Origin of the sequence: Bradyrhizobium sp. NAS96.2 (assembly GCF_001908235.1) — a bacterium.
Lineage (GTDB): Bacteria > Pseudomonadota > Alphaproteobacteria > Rhizobiales > Xanthobacteraceae > Bradyrhizobium.
This window is the reverse complement of the sequence record NZ_LGHK01000242.1, coordinates 1-22,340: the sequence shown is the minus strand read 5'-3', so window position 1 is coordinate 22,340 and position 22,340 is coordinate 1. Positions and strand designations below refer to the sequence as shown.

19 protein-coding genes are annotated in these 22,340 nt (G+C 64.2%); 7 read left to right on the top strand and 12 right to left on the bottom strand.

The genetic code is table 11. From position 1 onward, the window contains the following. Both AC628_RS37285 and AC628_RS37280 read right to left on the bottom strand, forming a co-directional pair. On the bottom strand, positions 1 to 453 hold a 453-nt coding region (locus tag AC628_RS37285), incomplete at its 3' end, for an NrsF family protein (RefSeq protein ID WP_245321520.1). 2 nt (positions 454 to 455) lie between these two features. After that, the gene (locus AC628_RS37280) at positions 456 to 1,001 is read right to left on the bottom strand and encodes a sigma-70 family RNA polymerase sigma factor (protein WP_074131643.1); all 546 of its coding nucleotides are present in this window, start codon (positions 999 to 1,001) and stop codon (positions 456 to 458) included. Positions 1,002 to 1,325: 324 nt separating this feature from the next. On the opposite strand from AC628_RS37280, the gene AC628_RS37275 reads away from it, so the two are divergent. Continuing rightward, positions 1,326 to 2,012 (top strand): hypothetical protein, encoded by a 687-nt coding sequence (locus AC628_RS37275; protein ID WP_074131642.1) that lies wholly within the window; start codon positions 1,326 to 1,328, stop codon positions 2,010 to 2,012. Positions 2,013 to 2,138: 126 nt separating this feature from the next. Beyond that, the gene (locus tag AC628_RS37270) at positions 2,139 to 2,918 is read left to right on the top strand and encodes an enoyl-CoA hydratase (protein ID WP_074131641.1); all 780 of its coding nucleotides are present in this window, start codon (positions 2,139 to 2,141) and stop codon (positions 2,916 to 2,918) included. Here AC628_RS37270 and AC628_RS37265 read toward each other — a convergent pair. Continuing rightward, positions 2,915 to 4,777, bottom strand: a complete 1,863-nt coding sequence (locus AC628_RS37265) for an acetyl-CoA hydrolase/transferase C-terminal domain-containing protein (RefSeq protein WP_074131640.1) — start codon at positions 4,775 to 4,777, stop codon at positions 2,915 to 2,917. The genes AC628_RS37270 and AC628_RS37265 overlap by 4 nt on opposite strands. 241 nt (positions 4,778 to 5,018) lie before the next feature. On the opposite strand from AC628_RS37265, the gene AC628_RS37260 reads away from it, so the two are divergent. Further along, on the top strand, positions 5,019 to 6,437 hold the full coding sequence (locus AC628_RS37260) for a TolC family outer membrane protein (RefSeq protein WP_074131639.1): 1,419 nt from the start codon (positions 5,019 to 5,021) through the stop codon (positions 6,435 to 6,437). A gap of 138 nt (positions 6,438 to 6,575) precedes the next feature. After that, positions 6,576 to 7,544 carry an amidohydrolase family protein gene (locus tag AC628_RS37255; protein ID WP_074131638.1) on the top strand — a complete coding sequence of 323 codons (969 nt, stop codon included), beginning with the start codon at positions 6,576 to 6,578 and terminating at the stop codon, positions 7,542 to 7,544. Here the strand turns inward: AC628_RS37255 and AC628_RS37250 are convergent. The 3 genes from AC628_RS37250 to AC628_RS37240 form a co-directional block, all read right to left on the bottom strand. Beyond that, on the bottom strand, positions 7,537 to 10,671 hold the full coding sequence (locus AC628_RS37250; RefSeq protein ID WP_074131637.1) for an efflux RND transporter permease subunit: 3,135 nt from the start codon (positions 10,669 to 10,671) through the stop codon (positions 7,537 to 7,539). The two genes, AC628_RS37255 and AC628_RS37250, sit on opposite strands and share 8 nt — an antisense overlap. 88 nt (positions 10,672 to 10,759) lie before the next feature. Beyond that, complete coding sequence (locus tag AC628_RS37245; RefSeq protein ID WP_074131636.1) at positions 10,760 to 12,007, bottom strand: efflux RND transporter periplasmic adaptor subunit; 1,248 nt, start codon at positions 12,005 to 12,007, stop codon at positions 10,760 to 10,762. Positions 12,008 to 12,158: 151 nt separating this feature from the next. Continuing rightward, positions 12,159 to 13,550 (bottom strand): CoA transferase, encoded by a 1,392-nt coding sequence (locus tag AC628_RS37240; RefSeq protein WP_074131645.1) that lies wholly within the window; start codon positions 13,548 to 13,550, stop codon positions 12,159 to 12,161. Between the two features lie 258 nt (positions 13,551 to 13,808). Here AC628_RS37240 and AC628_RS37235 point away from each other — a divergent pair, with 258 nt between their 5' ends. Further along, entirely contained in the window at positions 13,809 to 14,096 is a 288-nt protein-coding gene (locus AC628_RS37235) for a hypothetical protein (protein WP_074131635.1), read from the top strand. A gap of 874 nt (positions 14,097 to 14,970) precedes the next feature. Beyond that, positions 14,971 to 15,219 (top strand): hypothetical protein, encoded by a 249-nt coding sequence (locus tag AC628_RS37230; protein WP_074131634.1) that lies wholly within the window; start codon positions 14,971 to 14,973, stop codon positions 15,217 to 15,219. A gap of 107 nt (positions 15,220 to 15,326) precedes the next feature. Here the strand turns inward: AC628_RS37230 and AC628_RS37225 are convergent, their stop codons facing one another. Then, a complete protein-coding gene (locus AC628_RS37225; RefSeq protein WP_245321519.1) occupies positions 15,327 to 15,491 on the bottom strand; it encodes a hypothetical protein in 165 nt (54 codons plus the stop codon). A 434-nt stretch (positions 15,492 to 15,925) separates the two neighbouring features. Here AC628_RS37225 and AC628_RS37220 point away from each other — a divergent pair, with 434 nt between their 5' ends. Further along, the gene (locus AC628_RS37220) at positions 15,926 to 16,129 is read left to right on the top strand and encodes a hypothetical protein (RefSeq protein ID WP_245321518.1); all 204 of its coding nucleotides are present in this window, start codon (positions 15,926 to 15,928) and stop codon (positions 16,127 to 16,129) included. Positions 16,130 to 16,366: 237 nt separating this feature from the next. On the opposite strand, the gene AC628_RS37215 is transcribed toward AC628_RS37220, so the two are convergent. From AC628_RS37215 to AC628_RS37195, 5 genes are all read right to left on the bottom strand, one after another. Beyond that, the gene (locus AC628_RS37215) at positions 16,367 to 16,576 is read right to left on the bottom strand and encodes a PRC-barrel domain-containing protein (protein WP_074131632.1); all 210 of its coding nucleotides are present in this window, start codon (positions 16,574 to 16,576) and stop codon (positions 16,367 to 16,369) included. Positions 16,577 to 16,621: 45 nt separating this feature from the next. Next, positions 16,622 to 16,822 (bottom strand): hypothetical protein, encoded by a 201-nt coding sequence (locus tag AC628_RS43475; protein ID WP_143202014.1) that lies wholly within the window; start codon positions 16,820 to 16,822, stop codon positions 16,622 to 16,624. Between the two features lie 931 nt (positions 16,823 to 17,753). After that, complete coding sequence (locus AC628_RS44920; RefSeq protein ID WP_210190311.1) at positions 17,754 to 18,011, bottom strand: hypothetical protein; 258 nt, start codon at positions 18,009 to 18,011, stop codon at positions 17,754 to 17,756. 456 nt (positions 18,012 to 18,467) lie between these two features. Beyond that, positions 18,468 to 22,013: an error-prone DNA polymerase gene (locus tag AC628_RS37200; protein ID WP_074131644.1), complete on the bottom strand. Its 3,546-nt coding sequence runs from the start codon at positions 22,011 to 22,013 to the stop codon at positions 18,468 to 18,470. A gap of 2 nt (positions 22,014 to 22,015) precedes the next feature. Beyond that, positions 22,016 to 22,340, bottom strand: a 325-nt coding sequence (locus tag AC628_RS37195; RefSeq protein WP_349510147.1) for a DUF6504 family protein, incomplete at its 5' end; no start/stop codon positions are given.

Genomic DNA, 22,340 nt, shown 5'->3' with positions numbered 1-22,340 from the left:
GCCCTGCCGCAGCCCGTACAGCGCGCCGACCAGCAGCGGCAGCGACATCGCGGGGATCGCGGTCATGCACGCCATCGAGTTCTTGCCGATCAGCCGCGTCATCATCGGCGTGCGCTGCGGCATCATCATCTCGCCGCTGATCGCGGCAACGAGGATGCCGGCGGGAATCAGCAGCCACCAGCCGAAGCTGCGCAACGAGGCTTCCGGCCGTGACAGATGCAGGCTGACCGCGATCGCCGAGGCGGCGAGCGCCAGCGTCACCGCAAACTTCAGGTCGAAGAACGGATTATGCATCGCGGTCATCACGTCGGGCCGCACGCCGAGCTCGGCGAAGAAGATCAAAAGCGAGACCGGCGCCGCCGCCAGCAGTGCCAACATCAGCGCAAGACCGATCGGGCGCGCACGATACGCATTGTCTGCAGCGAGGGTTCGAATGAGTTGATCGGTATCCATGCTCATCGGTCCCGTAATTTCGCGGTGAGGCTCGCAAGCCCGCGATGCAGGGCGACCCGCACCGCGCCCTCGGTCATCGAGAATTTCGCCGCGGTATCCTTGATCGAGGCGCTGTCGACCGCGATCGATTGCAGCACGTCGCGCTGCCGCGCCGGCAACGCCTGCAACTGGACGGTGACCTCACTGGGCGACGCGGTCGGCTCCGGTGTCTCCCCCGGCAGCGTCTCGGCGAAATCATCGATGTTGACGAAGATGCGCTTGCCGCGGCGGCGCAGCGCGTCGATCAGCTTGTTGCGCGCGATCGCGAACAGCCACGGCGCGAACGGGGCGCTGCTGTCCCAGGTCTGTCGCTTCAAATGCACCGCCAACAAGATGTCCTGCACGATGTCCTCGGACTGATCGACCGGTTGTCCCGCGCGCGCCAAGCCACGTCGCGCCGCGGCACGGAGTACCGGCGTGATGGCCTTGAGCAGGCGATGATACGCCGCGTCATCGCCAGAAATGGCCGACCGCATCAGGTCGGTCCATTCATCCTCACGTTCGCGCACGCAAGCTCCTGAATTGCAATTCGGCCGATCTTTCAGTTCGTTACGCGGTCAACCAAGAATATCACGAATTCGTGATCGCGATCCTCCGGTCAGGCCGCGCCGGAGATCGGGCGCAAGAATCGCTCCGGCCGGTTTCAGACGCCACGGCTCATAACACCGATCGGTCCGACAAGCATCGGGGTGCCGTAGCCGATCACCTACTGGGACGAAATTGCCCAGCTTTTGCCCCCTGAGGCCCGAAGATTCCCTTTTTTTGCCCCGGTGTGGACACGCAGCGGGGTCTCATTTCGGCTTTGGGACGGGCGAAATGGGGAGATCATCAGAATGAAGATCAAAGCCAACGGGCGCTTGGCCTTGATGGTCGCGACAGGGCTGACCGGGCTTGCCATGTGTCTCGCTGTTCCGTTGCCGGCACATGCGGCCGGTTCGGACGCATCGGCACCGAAATCCGAGAACGCAACGACCGACAAGTCCGCGCAACAGAGTTCGCGGCATGTCCGGCGCCATGCGCGTCACAGCTCCTCCAAGACCGCTGACAAGTCGGCCGACAAATCCGAGGGCAAGAAGACCGCCAGCAAGGACGCCGGCAGCGTGACATCGGCAGGCATGCCGGCCACGGTTGCCAATGCCAATGCGGAGCTGACCTCCGGCGACGGCAATGCGAGCACCCCGCCCGCCAGCGTCAATCCGATGATGGCCGCCTCCGACAAGCCCGCCGACGCGCAACCCGACGGCAGCGTGGTCGCATCCGACCAGCTCAACGACCTCGACCGGGCCCTGCAGCAGGAGCAGCCGGCGGAACAGCCGCAACCGGTTCAGGCACAGACCGCCCAGCAGGAGGCGCCGGCTGTGCAGCCGCCGCCTGCCGCCGCAGCGGCACCCAAGCCGGCCCCGGTTCTGGCGAGCAGCGACAGCGCAAGCTGGGACCAGACCTCGCTGATCGGCAAGATCTTCATCGGCTTCGGCGCCCTGCTCACGGTGGCCTCCGCCGCACGGATGTTCATGGCCTAGCCGAGGCGCTTGCGGCTTGCGGCGCGGGGCAGCGCCGCACCGCGGCCCAAAGCCTCGCTTCAGCCACTTGAAGCGCATCCCGCCAGCGGGCACATTGCCCGCCAAATCAGGCACGGGGTTTGCGTCATGGCTACGTTCGAATTCATCATCGTCGAGAGCAAGGGACCGGTTGGCGTCATCACGCTGAACCGGCCGAAAATGCTGAACGCGCTGTCGTTCGGTGTGTTCCGCGAGATCGCCGCGGCGGTCGACGATCTCGAGGCCGACGACAAGATCGGCTGCATCCTGATCACCGGCAGCGAGAAGGCCTTCGCGGCCGGCGCCGACATCAAGGAGATGCAGCCGAAGGGCTTCATCGACATGTTCAACAGCGACTTCACCGCCATCGGCGGCGACCGCGTCGCGCGTTGCCGCAAGCCGACCATCGCGGCGGTCGCAGGCTATGCGCTCGGCGGCGGCTGCGAGCTTGCGATGATGTGCGACATCATCATCGCCGCCGACACCGCCAAGTTCGGCCAGCCGGAAATCACCCTCGGCACTATCCCGGGCATCGGCGGCACCCAGCGCCTGACCCGCGCGATCGGCAAGTCGAAGGCAATGGATCTCTGCCTCACCGGGCGGATGATGGATGCGGCGGAAGCCGAGCGCTCGGGCCTGGTGTCGCGGATCGTTCCCGCCGACAAGCTGCAGGAAGAAGCGCTCGCCGCGGCCGAGAAGATCGCCTCGATGTCGCGTCCGGCCGCCGCGATGGCCAAGGAAGCCATCAACCGCGCGTTCGAGACGCCGCTTTCGGAAGGCATGAATGTCGAGCGCAACCTGTTCCACTCGACCTTCGCGCTCGAGGATCGCTCCGAGGGCATGGCGGCCTTCATCGAGAAGCGCAAGCCGGTCAACAAGAACCGCTAATTCGCGCGGCTCCGTTGCAGTGCCGCGGTGACGAGCGCGCGATAGGCGCGCTCGGCAAAATGCGTCGGCTTGTCGAGACCGAGCCGCGCCAGGCATTCGCGGTCGGCGGCATCGGGCGGATGCCGCATCCCCTGCCACAGCAGGCCGGCGAGTTGCAGCGGCGTGCGCTGGGCCTGCTGCAAGATCTGCAAGGCCGCAATCAACCGCTGCTCGAGGTCGGTAAAGTCGCTGCCGAACGGGAATGACGGCAGCAGGCCGGAATCGCGCGCGGGCTTCAGCGCAGCGCTGATCCGCTCCGGATAGTTTTCGCGGTGCGCGGCGGGGATTTCGTGATCACGCGGCAGCTTGCCGGCATCCTTGGCCTGCCGCATCAACTCGCTTTGGAAACGCGAGTCCGACACCTCCAGCATCGCAGCGATCACGTCCGCGTCGGATTTTCCACGCGTATCCGCGACGCCATATTCGGTGACGAAGATATCGCGCAGATGACGCGGGATGGTCTCGTGGCCGTAGGACCAGCGGATGTTCGACTGCGCTTGCCTGCCGGATTGATGGGTTGCCTCCAGCGCCAGCACCGAGCGTGCGCCTTCGAGCGCGAATGCCTGCGCCACGAAATTGTACTGGCCACCGACGCCGCTCACGACCTGGCCGTTGTCGAGCCCGTCGGAGATTGCAGCGCCGAGCAGCGTCGCCATCATCGCGTTGTTGACGAAGCGCGCATCGACACGGGCGCGGCGCTTGCTCTCCTCGTCGCCGAAGACCTCATTGGTGAAGGACACCGGCATCATCTGGATTCGCGCCAGCTGCTCGCCAGTCATCTCGCGCAGTGCGCGATAGAAGGATTGCGGCCCCAGGAAGAATGCGCCGTGCAGGATCACACCGTCGACGTCACGTTTGAGGATGCCGGCATCGATCAGCCCGAGGAACGCCTCGAACAGCATCTCGCTGACGCCATAGAGGCCCTTCTCGAACGATCCGGTCTCGGCTGCTGCGCCCTGTGCGGTGCCAGGCGCAAGGCGCTGCATGATGCCATGGAATTGCGCGTTGTCGCGATGCCGGACCACGAGGCCCTGCGCCAGCGCATCGCCGACCTGCCCGATGCCGATCTGCAGCGTGCCGCCATCGCGCACCAGACGGGCGGCATGCAATCCGATCGCATATTTGGTGTCGCTGATCGGCTCGGACGGCGGCGCGAACAGCGGGAAATCGGTGTCCGGACTGTCGAGCACCGCGGCGAATTCATCCGCCGGCAGATCGCCGGGTCCCGGCATGAACGGCAGTTCGGAATTGACCTGGCCGATCAGCTTGAATGACGCCCGTCCCTGTGCACGGGCGCGCAGCACGTCGAGCGTTGTGTCGGTGTTGCAGCTCAAACTGTAGCGCGGCACGCCGTCGACGACGCGCTTGGCGACCAGCTGCGGGACGACATTCAGTCCGCGCGACAACAGGTACGACGCCGCGTGGGTGTAGTTTGCGGAAATGTAGTGCTGCTGTGCAAACGGCTGATACAGCCACTGCCCCGCGAGGAAGAAGAACTCGATGACCTTGATGTTGGGCGGAAGCGCGCCGCGGTGCAGCGCATCCGCATAGGCGAGATCCGGGTAGCCGCCGAACAGGCGATCGATCACCGGACCGATGAAGCGCTGTTCGAGCAGACTCTTCGGCTTCGGCTTTTCCAGCGTCAACGCGGAGAACAGCGTCAGGTTGATGGAGCGGTCGGCCATCGCCCGCGCATACAGCGCGTTGACGATGTGGTTGGCCTTGCCGAGGCCGAGCGGCAGCCCGACCACCAGTTCGGTTCCGACGTCACGAATGATGTGCTCCGCGATCGCCTCGGGGTCGGAGAACAGTATGGGCATCAGCAATGGACCCGGCGGAGACAGTGGATAACCGGCGCCGCGGAATCGGCGCCCGGCGGTTCGAATTTATACTTCATATGACAGTCGCGCTCGCCTGTGACGAACCGGCAACAGACAACAACCGAAATGATGTGCAGATGTCGCGGGGCGGTTTGCCTGTGGCGGCGCCGCCCCGTAAACAGGTAGATGTGTCGACGGCGTCGGCGGAGGCGGACTGCCGGGGTTTGGTGTGCGGGATCACATGGTTGAGCGTGCCGCTGGTATTGGCGACGTGGCGAGGCGCGTGCTTTTGTCGGGCATCGGCCTTGGCGCGCTGGCATGCGCGCTGCTGGCTGACACCGCTGCCCGCGCTGAGAGCCTGCCGGAGGCCCTGGTCAAGGCCTATCAGACCAATCCGCAGCTCAATGCCGAGCGGGCGCGCCAGCGCGCCACCGACGAGAACGTGCCGCAGGCGCTGGCCGGCTATCGTCCTCAGATCAGCGCCGGCCTCTCTGTCGGCCTTCAGGCGGTGCGCGACCAGCTGCCCGGCAACGTCATCCAGACCGCGACGCTGAAGCCGTGGCAGATCGGGGTCACGGTGACCCAGACCCTGTTCAACGGCTTCAAGACCGCCAACAGCGTCCGCGTCGCCGAGTTGCAGGTGCAATCCGGCCGCGAGGCGCTGCGCAATGTCGGCCAGGGCGTGCTGCTCGATGCCGTCACCGCCTATACCAACGTGCTGGCCAACCAGACCCTGGTCGAGGCGCAGCGGTCCAACGTCGCCTTCCTCAAGGAGACCCAGGCGATCACGCAGCGCCGCCTCAATGCCGGCGACGTCACGCCGACCGATACGGCCCAGGCCGAGGCGCGCCTCAACCGCGGCCTCGCCGATCTCAACGCCGCCGAGGTCAACTACGCGATCAGCCAGGCCACCTATGCGCAGGTCGTCGGCAGCCCGCCGTCGCAATTGCGACCGGCGGAAACCACCGACCGGCTGCTGCCGCGCAGCCGCGAGGATGCGATCGCGCTTGCGCTGCGCGAGCATCCCGCCGTGACTGCGGCCGGCTTCGATGTCGATGTCGCCTCGACCTCGATCCGCGTCGCCGAGAGCAGCCTGATGCCGAATGTCACCCTGCAGGGCAGCGTCAGCCGCAGCCGCGACAGCGACCAGACGCTCGGTACGTTCGGAACCGACCAGGCCTCGGTGATCGGCCAGGTCACGCAGCCGATCTATGACGGCGGCACTGCGGCCTCGCAGACCCGGCAGGCCAAGGAAGTGGCCGCGCAGAGCCGCCTCGTGCTGGACCAGGTCCGCAATCAGGCCAAGACCGCCGTGGTCAGCGCATGGGTCGCCAATGAAGGCGCCAAGATCGCGGTGTCGGCCTCCGAGTCCGAGGTGAAGGCTGCCGAGGTCGCGCTGGCCGGCGTGCAGAAGGAAGCCGCCGGCGGCCAGCGCACCACGGTCGACGTGCTCAACGCCCAGCAGGATCTGATCACGGCGCGGGCACGGCTGATCGGTGCGCAGCGCGACCGCGTGATCGCCTCCTACACATTGCTCAGCGCGATCGGTCGCCTCGACGTCAAGACGCTCAATCTCAAGACGCCCGACTACCTGCCGGAGGTGCACTACCATCAGGTGCGCGACGCCTGGCACGGCCTGCGCACGCCGTCCGGACAATAGGCCTGGAGGAACCGGTCGCAGCGCGAACCGGCCCTTTCCGCCCGCTCTCGCCGCCGATAACCTCCGCCCCCGCCGGCAACCGATAATGCCGGTGCGCGGACTACGCGCATAACAGCCGAGCACGCAGGGAGACGTCCAATGCTGACGCGACGCAGTATGATGCTGGCTTCCATCGCAGCGGGAGTGACCATGACCAGCAGCAACGCATTTTCCAAGGCCGCACAACCATCGACCCCGGTGAACTTCGACGTGCCTGCCGGTGCATGCGACTGCCACACCCACATCCATGGCGACCCCGAGAAATTCCCGTTCTTCGCCGGCCGCGTCTATACGCCGGAGCCGGCCTCGCCGGAGGAGATGAGCGCGCTGCACAAGGCGCTGCATGTCGAGCGCGTGGTGATCGTGACGCCGAGCGTCTACGGCCCCGACAATTCGTCGACCCTGTTCGGTATGACGGCGCGCGGGCCGACTGCGCGGGGCGTCGCCGTGATCGACGACAACACCAGCGAGAGCGATCTCGACGCGATGCAGAAGGCCGGCTTCCGCGGCATCCGCCTCAATCTTGCGACCGGCGGCGTCAACGATCCCAATGTCGGCCGGCAACGCTTCTCGGCCGCGATCGAGCGGATGAAGGCACGCGGCTGGCATGTCCAGCTATTCACCAGCCTCGCGATGATCTCCGCGATCAAGGATCTGGTCGCAGCAGCGCCAGTGCCTGTGGTGTTCGACCATTTCGGTGGCGCCGAAGCCGCGCTTGGCACCGGCCAGCCTGGCTTTGACGACCTGCTCGCGCTGGTCAAATCCGGCAAGGCCTACGTCAAGATCTCCGGCGCCTACCGCGCCTCCAAGCTTGCGCCCGACTATGCCGATGCCACGCCGCTGGCCCAGGCGCTGATCGCGGCCAATGCCGAGCGCATCGTCTGGGGCACCGACTGGCCGCATCCGGACTCGGTGACGCCCCAGGGCAAGAAGGTCACCGACGTGACGCCGCTGTACCAGATCGACGACGGCCGCCTCCTCAACCAGCTTCCGGTCTGGGCGCCGGACGCCGCGGTGCGCAAGGCGATCCTGGTCGACAATCCGGCGCGGCTCTACGGCTTCACCTGATGTTGTCGCGCGGCCGGCGCGAGAAGTAGGAGATCAGCACCGGCAGCGTGATCAGGATCACCAGCGGCGCCAGCATCATGCCGGTGACGACGACGATGGCGAGCGGCTTCTGCACCTGCGAGCCGATGCCCTCCGACACCGCCGCCGGCAACAGGCCGATGCCGGCGACGACACAGGTCATCAACACCGGACGAAGCTGCAGCTCGCCGGTGCGGATCACCGCGCGCATCCGGTCATAGCCTTCGTCGATCAGCTGGTTGAATTGCGACAGGATGATGATGCCGTCCATCACGGCGATGCCGAACAGCGCGATGAAGCCGATCGCCGCCGACACGCTGAACGGAATGCCCGAGATCAGCAGCCCGAGCACACCGCCGAAGATCGCCATCGGGATCACGCTCATCGCGAGCATGGTGTCGACCATCGACCCGAAATTGAGGAACAGCAGCACCGCGATCAGCACGAGGCTGATCGGCACCACGATCGACAGCCGCTTGATCGCGTCCTGCAAATTGCCGAACTCGCCCACCCATTCGATACGCGAGCCGGGTGGCAACTGGACCTGCTCGTTGACCTTCTGCTGCGCTTCCAGGATCGCGCTGCCGAGGTCGCGGTCGCGCACCGAGAACTTGATCGGCAGATAGCGCTCCTGCTGTTCGCGATAGATGTAGGCCGCGCCCGAAATCAGCTTGATCGATGCGACCTCGCTCAGCGGGATCTGCGTGACTCCGCCATTCGGATTCGTTGCCCCGATCCTTAAGTTCTGGATCGCCTCCGCACTCTTTCGATATTCCGGCGCAAGGCGGACGATGATCGGGAAGTGCCGGTCGCTGCCGGGTTCATAGAGATCGCCCGCGGTGTCGCCGCCGACGGCGACCTTGATCGTGGCGTTGATGTCGCCCGGGGACAGGCCGTAGCGCGCCGCCCGCGCCCGGTCGACGTCGATCTGGACGGTCGGCTGGCCGAGCGAGGTGAACACCGCGAGGTCGGTGACGCCCTGCACTGTCGACAACACCGATTTGATCTTGTTGGCGGTGTCGGTCAGCGCCTGCAAATCGTTGCCATAGAGCTTGATCGAGTTCTCGCCCTTCACGCCGGACACCGCTTCCGACACGTTGTCCTGCAGGTATTGCGAGAAGTTGAACTCGACGCCGGGGAACTTGTCCTGCAACTGCGCCAGCAATTGCGCCGTGAGTACGTCCTTGTCGTGGGTAGCAGGCCATTCGCCGGCCGGCTTCAGCGGCGCGAAGAACTCAGCATTGAAAAATCCGGCGGCGTCGGTGCCGTCGTCGGGGCGGCCGTGCTGCGACACCACCGACACGACCTCGGGACGGCTGCTGATCAGCTTCCGCATCTCGTTGACATAGGCGTTGCCTTCCTGCAGCGAGATCGTCGGCGGCAGCGTGGCGCGGATCCACAGATTGCCCTCTTCGAGCTTGGGCAGGAATTCGAGGCCGAGGAACCGCACGAAGATGATGGTGGTCACCACGAGGCCTGCGGCGCCGGCCATCACCACCTTGCGGTTGGCGATCGCCCAGTTCAGCGCCGGCAGGTAGATCGCGTCGAGCTTCTTGACGATCCAGGTTTCGGTTTCGTGAATATGCGCCGGCAGGATGAGCGCGCTCAGTGCCGGCGTGATCGTGAACGTCGCGAGCAATCCGCCCGCCAGCGCATAGGCATAGGTTCGCGCCATCGGCCCGAAGATATTGCCCTCGACGCCGCCAAGCGTGAACAGCGGCAGGAACGCGGCGACGATGATGGTGGCGGCGAAGAAGATCGAGCGCGACACGTCGGCCGCCGCCGACAGGATCGCGTGGCTCTTCATCCCCATCACCGTGTCGTCGGAGATGTGCGCGCGTTCGGCGTCCGACAGCGCGGTGGTCTGCGACAGCCGGCGGAAGATCGCCTCCACCATGATCACGGTGGCATCGACGATCAGGCCGAAATCGATCGCGCCGACCGAGAGCAAATTGGCGGATTCGCCGCGCAGCACCAGGATGATCACGGCGAAGAACAACGCGAACGGGATGGTCGCGCCGACGATCAGCGCGCTGCGGAGATCGCCGAGGAAGATCCACTGCAACAGCACGATCAAGAGGATGCCGACCACCATGTTGTGCAGCACGGTGTGGGTGGTGAGCTCGATCAGATCCTTGCGGTCGTAGATGCGTTCGATCTTCACGCCCGGCGGCAGGATCGAGGAACTGTTGATCTGGTTGACCAGTTGCTCGACGCGGGCAATCGTCGGCGAGCTCTGCTCGCCGCGGCGCATCAGCACGATGCCCTGCACGATGTCGTCGTCACTGTCGATGCCGGCGATGCCGAGCCGCGGCTTCTCGCCGATCGTGACGGCGCCGACGTCCCTGACCAGCACCGGATTGCCGCCGGACTGCGAGATCATGGTGTTGGCGAGATCGTCGATCGAGCGGATCAGGCCGACGCCACGCACCACGGCCGATTGCGAGCCGATGTTCACGGTGTTGCCGCCGACATTGATGTTGGCGTTGGAGACCGCCTGCAGCACCTGCGGCAGGGTCAAGCCGTTGGCGACCAGCTTGTTGAAGTCGACCTGGATCTCATAGGTCTTGGTCTTGCCGCCCCAGCCGGTGACGTCGATCACGCCGGGTACCGCGCGGAAGCGGCGTTGCAGCACCCAGTCCTGCAGCGTCTTGAGGTCGAGCACGCTGTAGTTCGGCGGCCCCTTGAGGCGATAGCGGAAGATTTCACCGATCGGGCTTGTCGGCGAGATGCCGGGCTGCACGTTGCCCGGCAGCGGCGCGAGCTGCGACAGGCGATTGAGCACCTGCTGCAGCGCCTCGTCATAGGTGTAGTCGAAGGAGAACTGCAGCTTGACGTCGGACAGGCCGTACAGCGAGATGGTGCGGATGGTCTTGAGGTTCTTGATGCCCGCGACCTGGGTTTCGATCGGGATCGTGATGTAACGCTCGATCTCCTCGGCCGACAGGCCCGGGCTCTGCGTCACGATGTCGACCATCGGCGGGGTCGGATCGGGATAGGCCTCGATGTTGAGCTGCTTGAACGCAAGCAGGCCGCCGACGAACACGGCGACGAACATGGCCACCATCAAGTAGCGGCGATTGACGGCAAAGGCGACGAGGCGATCCATTCAGATCGGCACTTTCAACGGTGAGGATTTGTCTTGTTGAGCATGGTCGATCCGGAAAGCCGGTTCCCCCTTTTCCGGATCATGCGTCTCAAGTGCCGGATGCGGCGCGGTCGATGAAGAGGCTTCCCTTCGTCACGATCTGCTCGCCCGGCTTGAGATTGCCGGCGACCTCGACGAGGTCGCCATTGATGAGGCCGGGCTTGATCTGGCGCAGCTCGATGGTCTTGTCATCGGCCCTCGCGACCCAGACGCGAACCTGATCGCCCTCGTAGATCAGCGCCTGTTTCGGCACGCCGACTGCAGGGTGATCGCCTTTCGAATACAGCGTCACATTGGCGAACATCTCGGGCTTCAGCCGATTGTCGGCGTTGTCGATGGTGGCGCGGACCAGCAGCCGGCGCGAGGTCGCGTCGATCGCGGCGGCGACATAGTTGACCCGGGCGTTCAGGACCTTGCCCGGCAGCGCCATCACGCTGAAGCTGAGGTCCTGACCGACCGCGACATTGTCGGCATCGGATTCGCGGACGAAGGCGATCAGCCAGACCGTCGAGAGATCGCCGATCACATAGACCGGGTCGCTGGCACCGGTCGAGACATACTGGCCGGGGCCGGCCTTGCGCTGGACCACGGTGCCGCCGATCGGCGCGAACACCGTGGTCTCCGGATTGAGGCGGCCCTTCTGCTGCAAGGTCGTAATGGCTTCGTCGCCGAAGCCGAGGATGTGCAGCTTGTTCTGCGCGGCTTCCAGCAGCGTCTGCGCCGAGCGCGCATCGTTCTGCGCCTGCACCAGCGCGGCCTGCGCAGTCTGATAATCCTTCAGCGGGATCGCCTTGCCCTCGGACAGGTCCTTGGCGCGCTTTTCCTGGATCTGGGCCAGGTCGAGCGCCGACTGGGCCTTGTTGAGACCGGTCATCGCGGCGACGTAGTCGTTCTGCGCCTGCACGGTGTCGGCCGCTTCGATCACGAACAGCGGCTGCCCCTTCACGACGGTATCGCCCGGCCGCACCAGGAGGCGGGTCACCCGTCCGGTATAGGGCGAGTAGACCGGGGTGGAACGGTCCTCATCGATCCCGATCTTGCCCTCGGTCACCAGCTCGGAGCGGAAGGTATGCTCGGCCACGGCCTGGAAGGTCAGGCTGGCCCACTCGGCGGCCGACGGCGTATAGCGCGTGCCCCCCTTGCGGGACTGGCTGGAGACTTCCGACGGCGCCTGCTTTTCCGAGCCGAAGCGGGTGTAGCCGTAGGCGCCCGCGCAGGCGACCACCAGCACCGCCGCGGCCACGAGCAGGCGCGGGCGGCTAAAGCTCTGCATTCTCTTGGTAAACTCTTTCAGCATGCGGTCCGCAGGATCGATCGTTGCAGCTTCCGGCGGGACGGCCCCAGCGGTGCGCTAATAGTGCCGAATTGGCGTTGCAAACAACCTAAAAATCGCACTTCGGCGGTGCCGGTCGTTAAAGTTCGGATACCCTGAATGGTGGCTGAATGTCTCATCCGGGAAACTCCGGAGGATTGCTGCCGAGCGGCATGGCCGGACGGGACCAATGGGCCGGGGTCCGCGACAGGACGGCGGCGTGTCGGACCGAGCTCAGCGTGCCAAAACCGGACGGTAACCGCTCGATGTAGGGCAGCACCGCTTCCGCCTTGAGGTCCTCGGTCGCGAGGCCCGCCTCGAGGCGGCCGAGATTCCACAGCCAGCGCCCGGTTTGCGCCAGCGACACCCGGACGTGCCAGCTGCCGCCTTCGCGCGCCTGGCGGGCCTTGGCCATCATGGCACCGAACGCCATGAAATATCCGGTGGCGTGGTCGAGCATCTGGGCCGGCAATTCCTTCGGTCCATCGACGCCGGCCGCCTGCCCTTCGGCGTGATTGAAGCCGGTCGTGGTCTGCACCAGCGAATCGAAACCGCGCCGCTCCGCCCACGGACCGGCATGGCCATAGGCCGAGAGCGTCACATAGACGATCCCGGGATTGATGCGGGCCGCTTCCTGCGGCGAGAAGCCGAGCCGCGCGATCGCCTGCGGACGATAGCCCTGCGAGAGAATATCGGCCTGCGCCACGAGATCGCGCATCGCGCCTCGCCCCTCCTCGCTGCGCAGCCCGAGGAACGCCGTCAGCTTGCCGCGGCCGGTGTCGATGGTCAGCCAGGGGATATCAGGCAGATCGGGACCCGAGATCAGCAGCACATCGGCCCCGTGCGCGGCGAGCGTGCGGCCGGCGACGGGGCCGGCGATCACGCGCGACAGATCGAGCACACGGATGCCGGCCAGCGGCCGCTTCCCGGCGGGCCACGGCTTCGGCGCGGCCTCGCCGATCTTCTCGATCGAGATCAGCGGCAGCTTCGCCAGTTCCCGGGCGTGCGGCGTCGCCGACCACTCGTCATATGAACGCATCAAGGCGACGACGCCGCCGGCCGCGTAGGCCGCGGTCTCGAACGCTTCGCCGTCCCACTGCAAAAGCGCGGCCTGGACGTCGTCACGCTCGGCGTTGCAGCCGAGCACCTTGCAGACGGCGTCGCGGTGATGCGGGAAATTGGTGTGGAGGCGGACGAAGCGGCCGTCGCGGACGCGGTAGACGCCGGCGATCTTGTCCCAGGCCGGCGGCGGCGGCTTGTCGTCGACGCGCAGGTAGCGCTCGCTGCGGCATTCCACGACGGCATGGCGGATGTCGACCGCGACGTCCTGCGTCTCGCCGCTGCGGGCTTTCCAGATCTCGGCCGCCGCAAGGCCGGCCGCGGCGATCGGCGCCTGCGCGGCGGCTGCGACACGAAACGACGACGGCAGTTGCGGCTCGCTGCCGGTCAGCCTGACCGCATCAAGCGCGGACGGCGCGCCACCGGCACCGGTCCAGACATCGGCAAGGATTTCACGGATGTCCTGCATGCGCATTCCTCTTTGCGATTAATCTATGCCCGAGCATGATGACAAAAAGGCAATGCCCGATCCAAACCCCTATTTTGGCATGATCTTCTCGGAAAACCGTTTCACACTTTTCCGGATCATGCCTTGTTTGGGCATGACCTTTCCGGAAAACCGTTTCACACTTTTCCGGGTCATGCCTTGTTTGGGCATGACCTTCTCGGAAAACCGTTTCACACTTTTCCGGATCATGCCTTCTGGCCGACCCGAACAGGAGTTGCAATGGCTGCCATCGATCCCATCACCGCCGGCGGCGTCTTCCTCGCGACCGCGGCGACCGACGCGGTCTACGTCATGTTCACCTCGGCAGTCGTCGCGCGCAAGCGCGTGCCGGCGGCGACCTGGAGCAGCGTCTGGTACATGCTCTCCTCCTATGCGGTGATCAGCTACACCGAGAACTGGCTCTATGTCGCCTTCGCGGCAGCCGGCTCGTGGGTCGGCGCCTATGCATCGATCACCTTCCTGCACCGCCCGCCGGGCGGACCGCCGGTCGGTGCGGCGGTGGAATAGCAGGCTGGACACGCGATATCACCCCAACGTCATCCCTGCGAACGCAGGGTCCCTGCGTTCGTAGGGACGACACCGAATTTGGGATCACTTGTAAGCTTCGTGTCAGCATTCCCGGTGTAAGCTGCAAGGTGGGCAAAGGCGCACGTGCGCCGTGCTCATCGTTTTCCGCGTATGGTGCCGCTTGTTCGCTGTCGTCCCGGCGAAAGCCGGGACCCATACGCCGCAGCAGATGTTGTTGAAGGGACTCGTCGTTCCAGCATCGCATAACAATTTGCATTTGGGGTTATGGGTCCCGGCCTGCGCCGGGACGACGGCGAGTATGTTGCGCGACAGTGTGTCATACATCCGCGTTCTCGCGACATGATTTGTCCGAGCTTTGCTCTTCGTTCCGCCCTCTCTCTCGCAAAGGACGCAGGGAAAGCCGGGCGCCGATCGCACCCATGGGCCCCCAGCAATGGGTAGAAAGCTCGGGGGTAGGACCACAGGTATAACCGGAAACAACCCGGCTTTCCCTGCGCGATGGCTTACGGCTTATACGTGCTCTCCCCGGCGAGACTTGGTTTTTTTGTCACCGTCTTCGCACCGCGCAATGCGAAAAGACACCTGTCACTAGGGCGTCAGGACCACACGGCCTGATTTCAAGCGCTATTTTCGGCCCGTTCTGAACGCCGCACCCCCTAGAAAACAAGGGTGATTTTTGCCGCTTCCCGGCAAAGCTAAAGGGCCGCCCGAGTCGAACCGCGAAGGCTATCGGGTTTGCGTGGAACGTCGGCGGCTCCGCCCTCGGCGCGGATCGAATTCGTCAACGGCCTTGATGCCGAGAGGATGGCGCCTCAAGTTAGAAACAAGCCGCTCGCCGTCGCATTGAACGACCATGGCGGAGTCCTTTGACAACTCCTTTACTGTTGTTGAGGCGACGGCGGACAATCTTTCGCCGGACGGGTCAGAACAGCAAGTTTGGATCGCATTAGCCAAGCCAAGTCAGGCTCTGACGTTGGTGCTCGCCGCTGTCCCAGAAGGCTGGACAGCGGAAGTCTTGGATATTCAATTGACAGGCAAGCAGCAACGAATGTTCGAGGAACTCAACCTCAAGCCCGGCGATGTTTACAGATTAACACAGTAAGGGCCACCCACCTGCATTGCGATGCCTACGCGGGCTTACGCCGTTCGCGCTCAGCCCTGTTCGCTGCCTTGAGCCGGTCTCCGATGTGGTCGGAGATGCCGCCTACCTCAGCTTGCAAAGTCGGGCTCCGAGAAACCCTGCTCCTTGGCAGCCGCAACAAGGCGGCGGGTCAGTTCGGCGACATCCTGCGACGCGCCGACAGTCCAATACTGCTCAACAGCGTGAACGCTATTCTCGATCCAGAAATCGATAAACTCGCGGGCCTTGCTCACCGTATATCCCCTACGCCAGACCAAGAACTAGCGCCCGTGCGTGAACACCGCAAGGCCGCCTCAGTTGTGCCTCTTCGTTTGCCGCGCCGTGGCAATGGTCACGCCGGCGCTTGCTCCCTCACAAGTAGAATTGCGGCGCACTGGGCTTTATCCCAACCTCGGAGCAAGCAGCCGACGTGGACCAGCCTTTGTATCCATTGTTCCGACGTTTTAGCGTCATACCTTTTGACGGCGGTTCTGTTGGGTTTTGGTGTTTGGCTGACCATCGGGCCGCCGCCGAAGAATGCCCCGAAGCCCGGCCCGCTCGCGACACCGAGTGCCGCAAGGGCGGGCTCTCGGAGCGGCAGGCGCATCTTCCGATTTTCTCCGGTGGCCAATTCCCGTGGTAACCTCTCGCGCCGGGCTGAGGGCAAGAAATATCCACCTACGTCCGCTTGCAGATCGACGCTAAGGCGCGGAAAGATGCGAACCTCATTGCCAAGGCTTACGAGCAAACGCTGCGTATGCTCTCGGTCAGGCACGGTGACGATCCGCTGACGGAAACGATCGCGAAAGCGGTCCTCAAGGTCGCGCGACCTGGCATCAAGGACCCCGCAGAGATTTCGGCTCAGGCGATCACGGAACTCGAAATACGATAAGCATTTTGATCTTCGACGGTCGGAACCGAAACGTTTTCGTCCTCGGGGAGTTTGGCTTATGGGTTTCGGGGCTTCGCAAAACGCGAGGCGTATTATGACCTCTCTGCCCGTGGCCGACGTATTTCTCACCGTCACGATCATGAGCGTCGCTTTCCTGATCGAGGTCGTGGTTTTCACCTTGATCGGGATGTTCTGACCGGACTGCTGCTCTGGGCAGCGCTCAGTTCGATGCTCGGTCTAGTTCCCCACAAGCTTGATGGTTGAGACCGGCCATCTCCCGTCATGGCCTTCGATCGAAATCCGAAGCCCGTGCAATTCATCGAGCCAAACGTTCTCCACCGTGCCGGCCTTTCCATCGGTGAGGACGACGGTTTTGCCGATCAATTCGGATTGAGCCGCTGCGTATTCTTGCAAAATCTTTGCCCCACGGCGCTTAGCCGATGGCATTGCTCGTCCCTGTTCGGCCAGCCGTCTGTGCCATGCAAAGGCGGCTCAACGGCGAGGCTTATCCGCGCGCTCATCCGCTGGACGGATTGATGGTGACTGCTCTTCCAATTCGCGGAGCCGGTTGATTTGAGTTCTGACGTTCGCTGGCAATTCCCGCTCTGGCTCCATCGTCGTACGCAATTTCTCGCCGATCTCTCGAACGATGGCGCGGCTGTGTTTGTGGTCTATGTTGATGCTCTTGGGCATAACGAAGCCTCGTTAGGGGCAAGAAAGCGCTCAGCGGAGACCCGCTTACGCCTACCCCTCCCGTAGTTCTCCGTTGCGAGCACAGTGACAATTCTGAATGGAACTGGAGACCGCCGCCTTTGGCTATCATTGCGCGTGCGCTTGTATTCAACAGCGGGTCGCTGGCAGCGACCTTTGGCTATCCGCGACATGCGCCGTTTTAGTACCGGCGAGCGGCGGTCTCATGTTTCTCTAAAGCCCGGCAGGGCGCTTTCGTTCCTTTGATCTCTGGATCGCGACGTGATGTTCCGTTCGGACGAGGAACTCGGGGTGCGGCATCGACGTCCGGGCCGAACTGACACACAAACAGCGCTCGGAACCATTTCTGAGAGTGCCAAGTTAGTTCAAGGGGCGAAGCGACGGATCATCGCCATGAGGACCAACTATCTCGCTGCGATTGTAATAGCGGTTCTCGCCGCTGTTGCGGGGCTGACAGTCAATTTTGTCGGTCCATCGCCTTTCCAAAAGCAGTCCATGCCGAGTGCCGTGCAAGCAGCCAACCGATTAGCTGCGTCCGTGGATACGTTTTTGGTTCGAGCCGGTGGCTAACAGCCGGTCCAACTCAAACGTATAGGGCGGCGGGTTCAGTCTCCTACCGTGGTGCGGCAAGCCCACCCTATTCGCCCGGGATAGAAGTTCTCTCCGCACCGCAGCATAGTCGCGGCGTTCATCAATCCATATTTGCATTTCGCCCGGCCGTCTTAATTGGCGGCCGGGTTTTTGCTCTGGCATAGAGCCGAGTTCTTTTGCGCTACATCAATGATAGGCTTGCCAACCGGGCTAGAATAACCTGACTGTTTGAGGGTTATGGGGCTCAGGCTCTAGCACTCCGAGCCCCGCTTCGTCCGAGGAGGCTCGCATGTCCGTAAGCAGCCACGCAGATGATTTGCGTTCAGCCGTGCACTACGCGCTGGAAACGACCCATGCCATAGCAGTATGTCCTTTCCACCTGGATATAACGGTCCGTATTGGTGATGACGCGGCTGAAAACCACGCCGTTGCGCGCGCCAGAAACCTTATCAGGTGCGACGGCACGACGTGGGAGGGAGAAGCTCTCCGGAAGGAATTCCAGCGCCAACTCGGCGAAGCCGCTGATCGGTATTGTCCTCACTGCGCTCGCTTGGGTGATCGGCAGTTTAGACCGTATCATGGCTCTCCGAGCACCAACTAGACCGACCGCCTCACGCAATCGCGGTAACCCATCGAAGAAGCTGTCGGCCCAGACGCCGTTGTTCGGGGCGGCCCGAGTGCATCATCGGGCAGTGGGGCCGCAACGTCTTCACGCCACGGCAGTGCACTATTGGTTTGTCCCGTGATCGCTCAGCTTTCGCATGTAGTAGCCTTGGCTTTGAACCGCCTGCCTGATCTCCTCGCTAACCCTGACGACCCTTTTCTTGCTTTTGCGCCGCATCCAACGACCAATGACTATCTGGATGAGTATGACCGGGAGCTAGACGAGATCGTCGCCGCCTGTGACGGCGATCTACGTAGCGCTCTTAGGGCTCTGTTGCTTATCAACGAGCAGTTGGAGCACATCCTGAATTGCTTGAACGCGGAACTGGTCGAGCACGTAACGCGGCTCCATGCCGCCGTCATCGCGCAGCAACTAATGAAAATCGCGCGACGGCGGCAGGATGCGGACGTTGCGGGGGTGGCGGATCCTTTGCGGCGAGTTATCGCCGTGATCGCGGCGGTCGTCGTTGAGCGGCTCGATCAAGGCCGGGCCCGCCGGTACCGGATGTTTGCTGACAGGAGATTCATTGGCGAGGCCGATCAGATCGTGGGAGCGGTCGGTCATGCGCTGCGCCACCAGATGCGTCACGCCCTCGGGGCTGCTCTGGATATAGCCCTCGACCAGGATCAAGCGCGCGCCCATCACCTCCTTGCGGTACTGCTCCATCACCTTCGGCCACACCACGATGTTGGCGATGCCGGTCTCGTCCTCCAGCGTCATGAACACGACGCCCTTGGCGCTGCCCGGCCGCTGCCGCACCAGCACGACGCCGGCGCAACGGACGCGGCGGCGATCGTTGCTGCGGTTGATGGTGTGGCAGGCGACGACGCGCTCTTTGGTGAACATCTCGCGCAGGAATTCCATCGGGTGCCCCTTCAGCGACAGGCGGATGGTCTGATAGTCGACGACCACCTGCTCGGGGCGCGGCATCTCCGGCAGCGGCTTTGCGCCCTCGTCCGGCTGCTCGCGCGCGGTCGCGGCCTCGAACAGCGGCAGCGGCACGTCGTCGGGCAGCCGCCGCACCGCCCACAGCGCCTCGCGGCGGTCGAGCCCGAGCGAGCGGAACGCATCGGCATCGGCGAGCAGGACCAGCGCGCGCTTGGGCAGAGCGGTATCGCGGGCGAAATCCTCCAGCGAGGCAAACGGCCGGCGGTTGCGCGCCGCGACGATGCGGTCGGCCCAGTCCAACTCATCTCCGTTCAAGGCCGCACGGGAGGTGAGCGGGTTCCCTCCCCCCTTGCGGGGGAGGGTTAGGGAGAGGGGTAAGCCGCACGGGCGGTGGTCGTGGCTTACCACTCTCTCCAACTCTCCCCCGCAAGGGGGGAGAGAGCCCATCCGTTCGTGCCTTCCTGACTCATAAACATCTACGCTTTGCGCGCCCCGGAATGACGACTGGAGAGCCTTCAACCTCTCCTCGTCCTCATCCAGCCAGTGAAATCCGTCGATCTGGCGGAAGCCGAGCCGCACCGCGCAGTGCTCGCCGACCTGCTCCTCCAGCGTGTTCTGCGCAAAGCTGAAGGAGACATCGACCTCGCGCACCGTGACGCCGTTCTTGCGGGCGTCGCCGACGATCTGCGCCGGAGCGTAGAAGCCCATCGGTTGCGAGTTGAGCAGGCCGCAGCAGAACGCATCGGGATGATAATGCTTCAGCCATGAGGAGATGTAGACGAGCTGGGCGAAACTCGCGGCGTGGCTTTCCGGAAAGCCGTAACTGCCAAAACCCTTGATCTGGTCGAAGCAGCTGCGGGCAAAGTCCGGATCGTAGCCGCGCGCCACCATGTTGCCGACCAGCTTCTCCTCATAGGTGCCGATGGTGCCGAGATTGCGGAAGGTCGCCATCGAGCGGCGCAGGCCATTGGCCTCCTCGGAGGTGAAATGGGCCGCCTCGATCGCGATCCGCATCGCCTGCTCCTGGAACAGCGGCACGCCGAGCGTCTTGTGCAGCACGTTGTAGAGCTCGTCCTTGTCGCCATGATCCGGCGAAGGCGAAGGATAGCTCACCTGCTCCTGCTTATTCCGCCGCCGCAAATACGGATGCACCATGTCGCCCTGGATCGGCCCGGGACGCACGATCGCGACCTCGATGACGAGATCGTAGAAGGTGCGCGGCCTCAAGCGCGGCAGCATGTTCATCTGAGCTCGGCTCTCGACCTGGAACACGCCGAGCGACTCGCCGCGGCACAGCATGTCGTAGACCTTTGGGTCGTCCTGCGGGACGCTGGCGAGCTCCCAGTGCTCGCCCTTGTGGCCGGCGATCAGGTCGAAGCATTTTCGGATGCAGGTCAGCATGCCCAGCGCCAGCACATCGACCTTCATCATATGCAGCGCGTCGACGTCGTCCTTGTCCCATTCGATGAAGGTGCGGTCGTCCATCGCGGCGTTGCCGATCGGCACATAGGTGTCGAGCCGGTCCTGGGTCAGCACATAGCCGCCGACATGCTGCGAGAGATGGCGCGGAAACTCGATCAGCTCGGTGGCGAGCTCGACCGCAAGATTGATCATCGCATTCGCAGGGTCCAGCCCGGCCTGCCGCACCTGCATGTCGTTGAGGCCCTTGCCCCAGCTGCCCCACACGGTGTCGGCGAGCGCCGCGGTGACGTCCTCGGTCAGCCCGAGCGCCTTGCCGACATCGCGGATCGCGCTGCGCGGGCGATAATGGATGATGGTGGCGATGATCGCTGCACGATGGCGGCCGTAGCGGCGATAGACATATTGCATCACCTCCTCGCGCCGCGAATGCTCGAAATCGACGTCGATGTCGGGCGGCTCCAGCCGCTCCTTGGAGATGAAGCGCTCGAACAAGAGATCGACCTTGGTCGGATCGACCGAGGTGACGCCGAGCACATAGCACACCGCCGAATTCGCCGCCGAGCCGCGCCCCTGGCACAGGATGTTCTGGCTGCGCGCATAGCGCACGATGTCATGCACGGTGAGGAAGTAATGCGCGTATTTCAGCTCGGCGATCAGCGCGAGCTCCTTGTTCAGGGTGGCGCGAAGTTTTTCGTCGATCTCGCCGCCGAAATATTTGTCGACGCCGGCCCAGGTCAGATCCTCCAGATGCTGCTGCGCGGTCTTGCCCGGCGGCACCGGCTCATCGGGATACTGGTATTTGAGCTGGTCGAGCGAGAACGAGATGCGTTTCGCGAAGCGCATGGTCTCCGCGATCGCGTCCGGCAGATCTCGAAACAGCCTGATCATTTCATGCGCCGGCTTGAGATGCCGCTCGGCATTGGCCTCGAGCCTGCGGCCGACAGCCTCGATCGTGGTCTTTTCGCGGATGCAGGTCAGCACGTCCTGCAGCGGGCGGCGCGCGGGATGGTGGTAAAGCACCTCATTGGTGGCGAGCAGCGGCACACCGGCATCGGTGGCGAGGCCATGCAGCCGCGCGAGACGGCGCTTGTCGTCGCCGCGATAGAGCAGGCTTGCGGCCAGCCAGACGCCGTCGGCGGCGCTGGCCTTCAATTGCGCGAGCACGCCGAGCGCGTCATCGGTCTCGAAACGATGCGGCAGCGCCAGCACCAGCAGCTGGCCTTCGGCGAAATCGACGAGATCGGGCAGCGTGAGCCGGCAGTCGCCCTTCTCGATCCTCACAAGGCCATCGCCGCGCTTGCCGCGGGTCAGGAGCTGGCACAGCCGGCCATAGGCGGCGCGGTCGCGCGGATAGACCAGGATATCGGGCGTGCCGTCGATGAAGACGATGCGGGCGCCGACCAGGAACTTGGGCGGATGGGCGACCTTCTCGCTGTCGAGCTCCTTCCAGGCGCGCACCACGCCGGCCAGCGTGTTGTGATCGGCGATCCCGATCACAGGGATTCCGAGTTCGCTCGCCTGATGCACATAGGCGCGCGGATCGGAGCCGCCGCGCAGGAAGGAGAAATTGCTGGTGATGCCGATCTCGGCATAATCGGGCGCTGGCATCGTCATGCGAACAGCCCGTGCACATACCAGTTGGCCGGAACGGGCTTGTCTTCCTCGTCGCGCAGTTCACTCTCGTAAAGGCCGTCGCGAAAGATCCAGAAGCGCTGGCCCTCGGCATCCTCGACGCGGAAATAGTCGCGCGTCAGCGCCGCGCCGTCCTGCTTCCACCATTCCATCGCGATCCGCTCGGGGCCCTCGACCCGCACCACCGCATGCAAGGCGCGCCGCCAAGTGAATTGATGCGGCGGACCGTCCGGCACGCTCGCGAACGGCACCTTGATCGGTTCGGGCCGCTCGAACAGCCTGAGCGGCCGCAACGGCGGCTCG

Excerpts from the sequence above, each read along its gene's own strand:
- AC628_RS37270 (WP_074131641.1), top strand. The coding sequence starts at position 2,139 with ATGGCTACGTTCGAATTCATCATCGTCGAGAGCAAGGGACCGGTTGGC.
- AC628_RS37255 (WP_074131638.1), top strand. The coding sequence starts at position 6,576 with ATGCTGACGCGACGCAGTATGATGCTGGCTTCCATCGCAGCGGGAGTG.
- AC628_RS37230 (WP_074131634.1), top strand. The coding sequence starts at position 14,971 with ATGGCGGAGTCCTTTGACAACTCCTTTACTGTTGTTGAGGCGACGGCG.
- AC628_RS37250 (WP_074131637.1), bottom strand. The coding sequence starts at position 10,671 with ATGGATCGCCTCGTCGCCTTTGCCGTCAATCGCCGCTACTTGATGGTG.
- AC628_RS44920 (WP_210190311.1), bottom strand. The coding sequence starts at position 18,011 with ATGATACGGTCTAAACTGCCGATCACCCAAGCGAGCGCAGTGAGGACA.
- AC628_RS43475 (WP_143202014.1), bottom strand. The coding sequence starts at position 16,822 with ATGCCCAAGAGCATCAACATAGACCACAAACACAGCCGCGCCATCGTT.
- AC628_RS37260 (WP_074131639.1), top strand. The coding sequence starts at position 5,019 with ATGGTTGAGCGTGCCGCTGGTATTGGCGACGTGGCGAGGCGCGTGCTT.
- AC628_RS37240 (WP_074131645.1), bottom strand. The coding sequence starts at position 13,550 with ATGCAGGACATCCGTGAAATCCTTGCCGATGTCTGGACCGGTGCCGGT.
- AC628_RS37200 (WP_074131644.1), bottom strand. The coding sequence starts at position 22,013 with ATGCCAGCGCCCGATTATGCCGAGATCGGCATCACCAGCAATTTCTCC.
- AC628_RS37215 (WP_074131632.1), bottom strand. The coding sequence starts at position 16,576 with ATGCCATCGGCTAAGCGCCGTGGGGCAAAGATTTTGCAAGAATACGCA.
- AC628_RS37275 (WP_074131642.1), top strand. The coding sequence starts at position 1,326 with ATGAAGATCAAAGCCAACGGGCGCTTGGCCTTGATGGTCGCGACAGGG.
- AC628_RS37265 (WP_074131640.1), bottom strand. The coding sequence starts at position 4,777 with ATGCCCATACTGTTCTCCGACCCCGAGGCGATCGCGGAGCACATCATT.
- AC628_RS37245 (WP_074131636.1), bottom strand. The coding sequence starts at position 12,007 with ATGCTGAAAGAGTTTACCAAGAGAATGCAGAGCTTTAGCCGCCCGCGC.
- AC628_RS37235 (WP_074131635.1), top strand. The coding sequence starts at position 13,809 with ATGGCTGCCATCGATCCCATCACCGCCGGCGGCGTCTTCCTCGCGACC.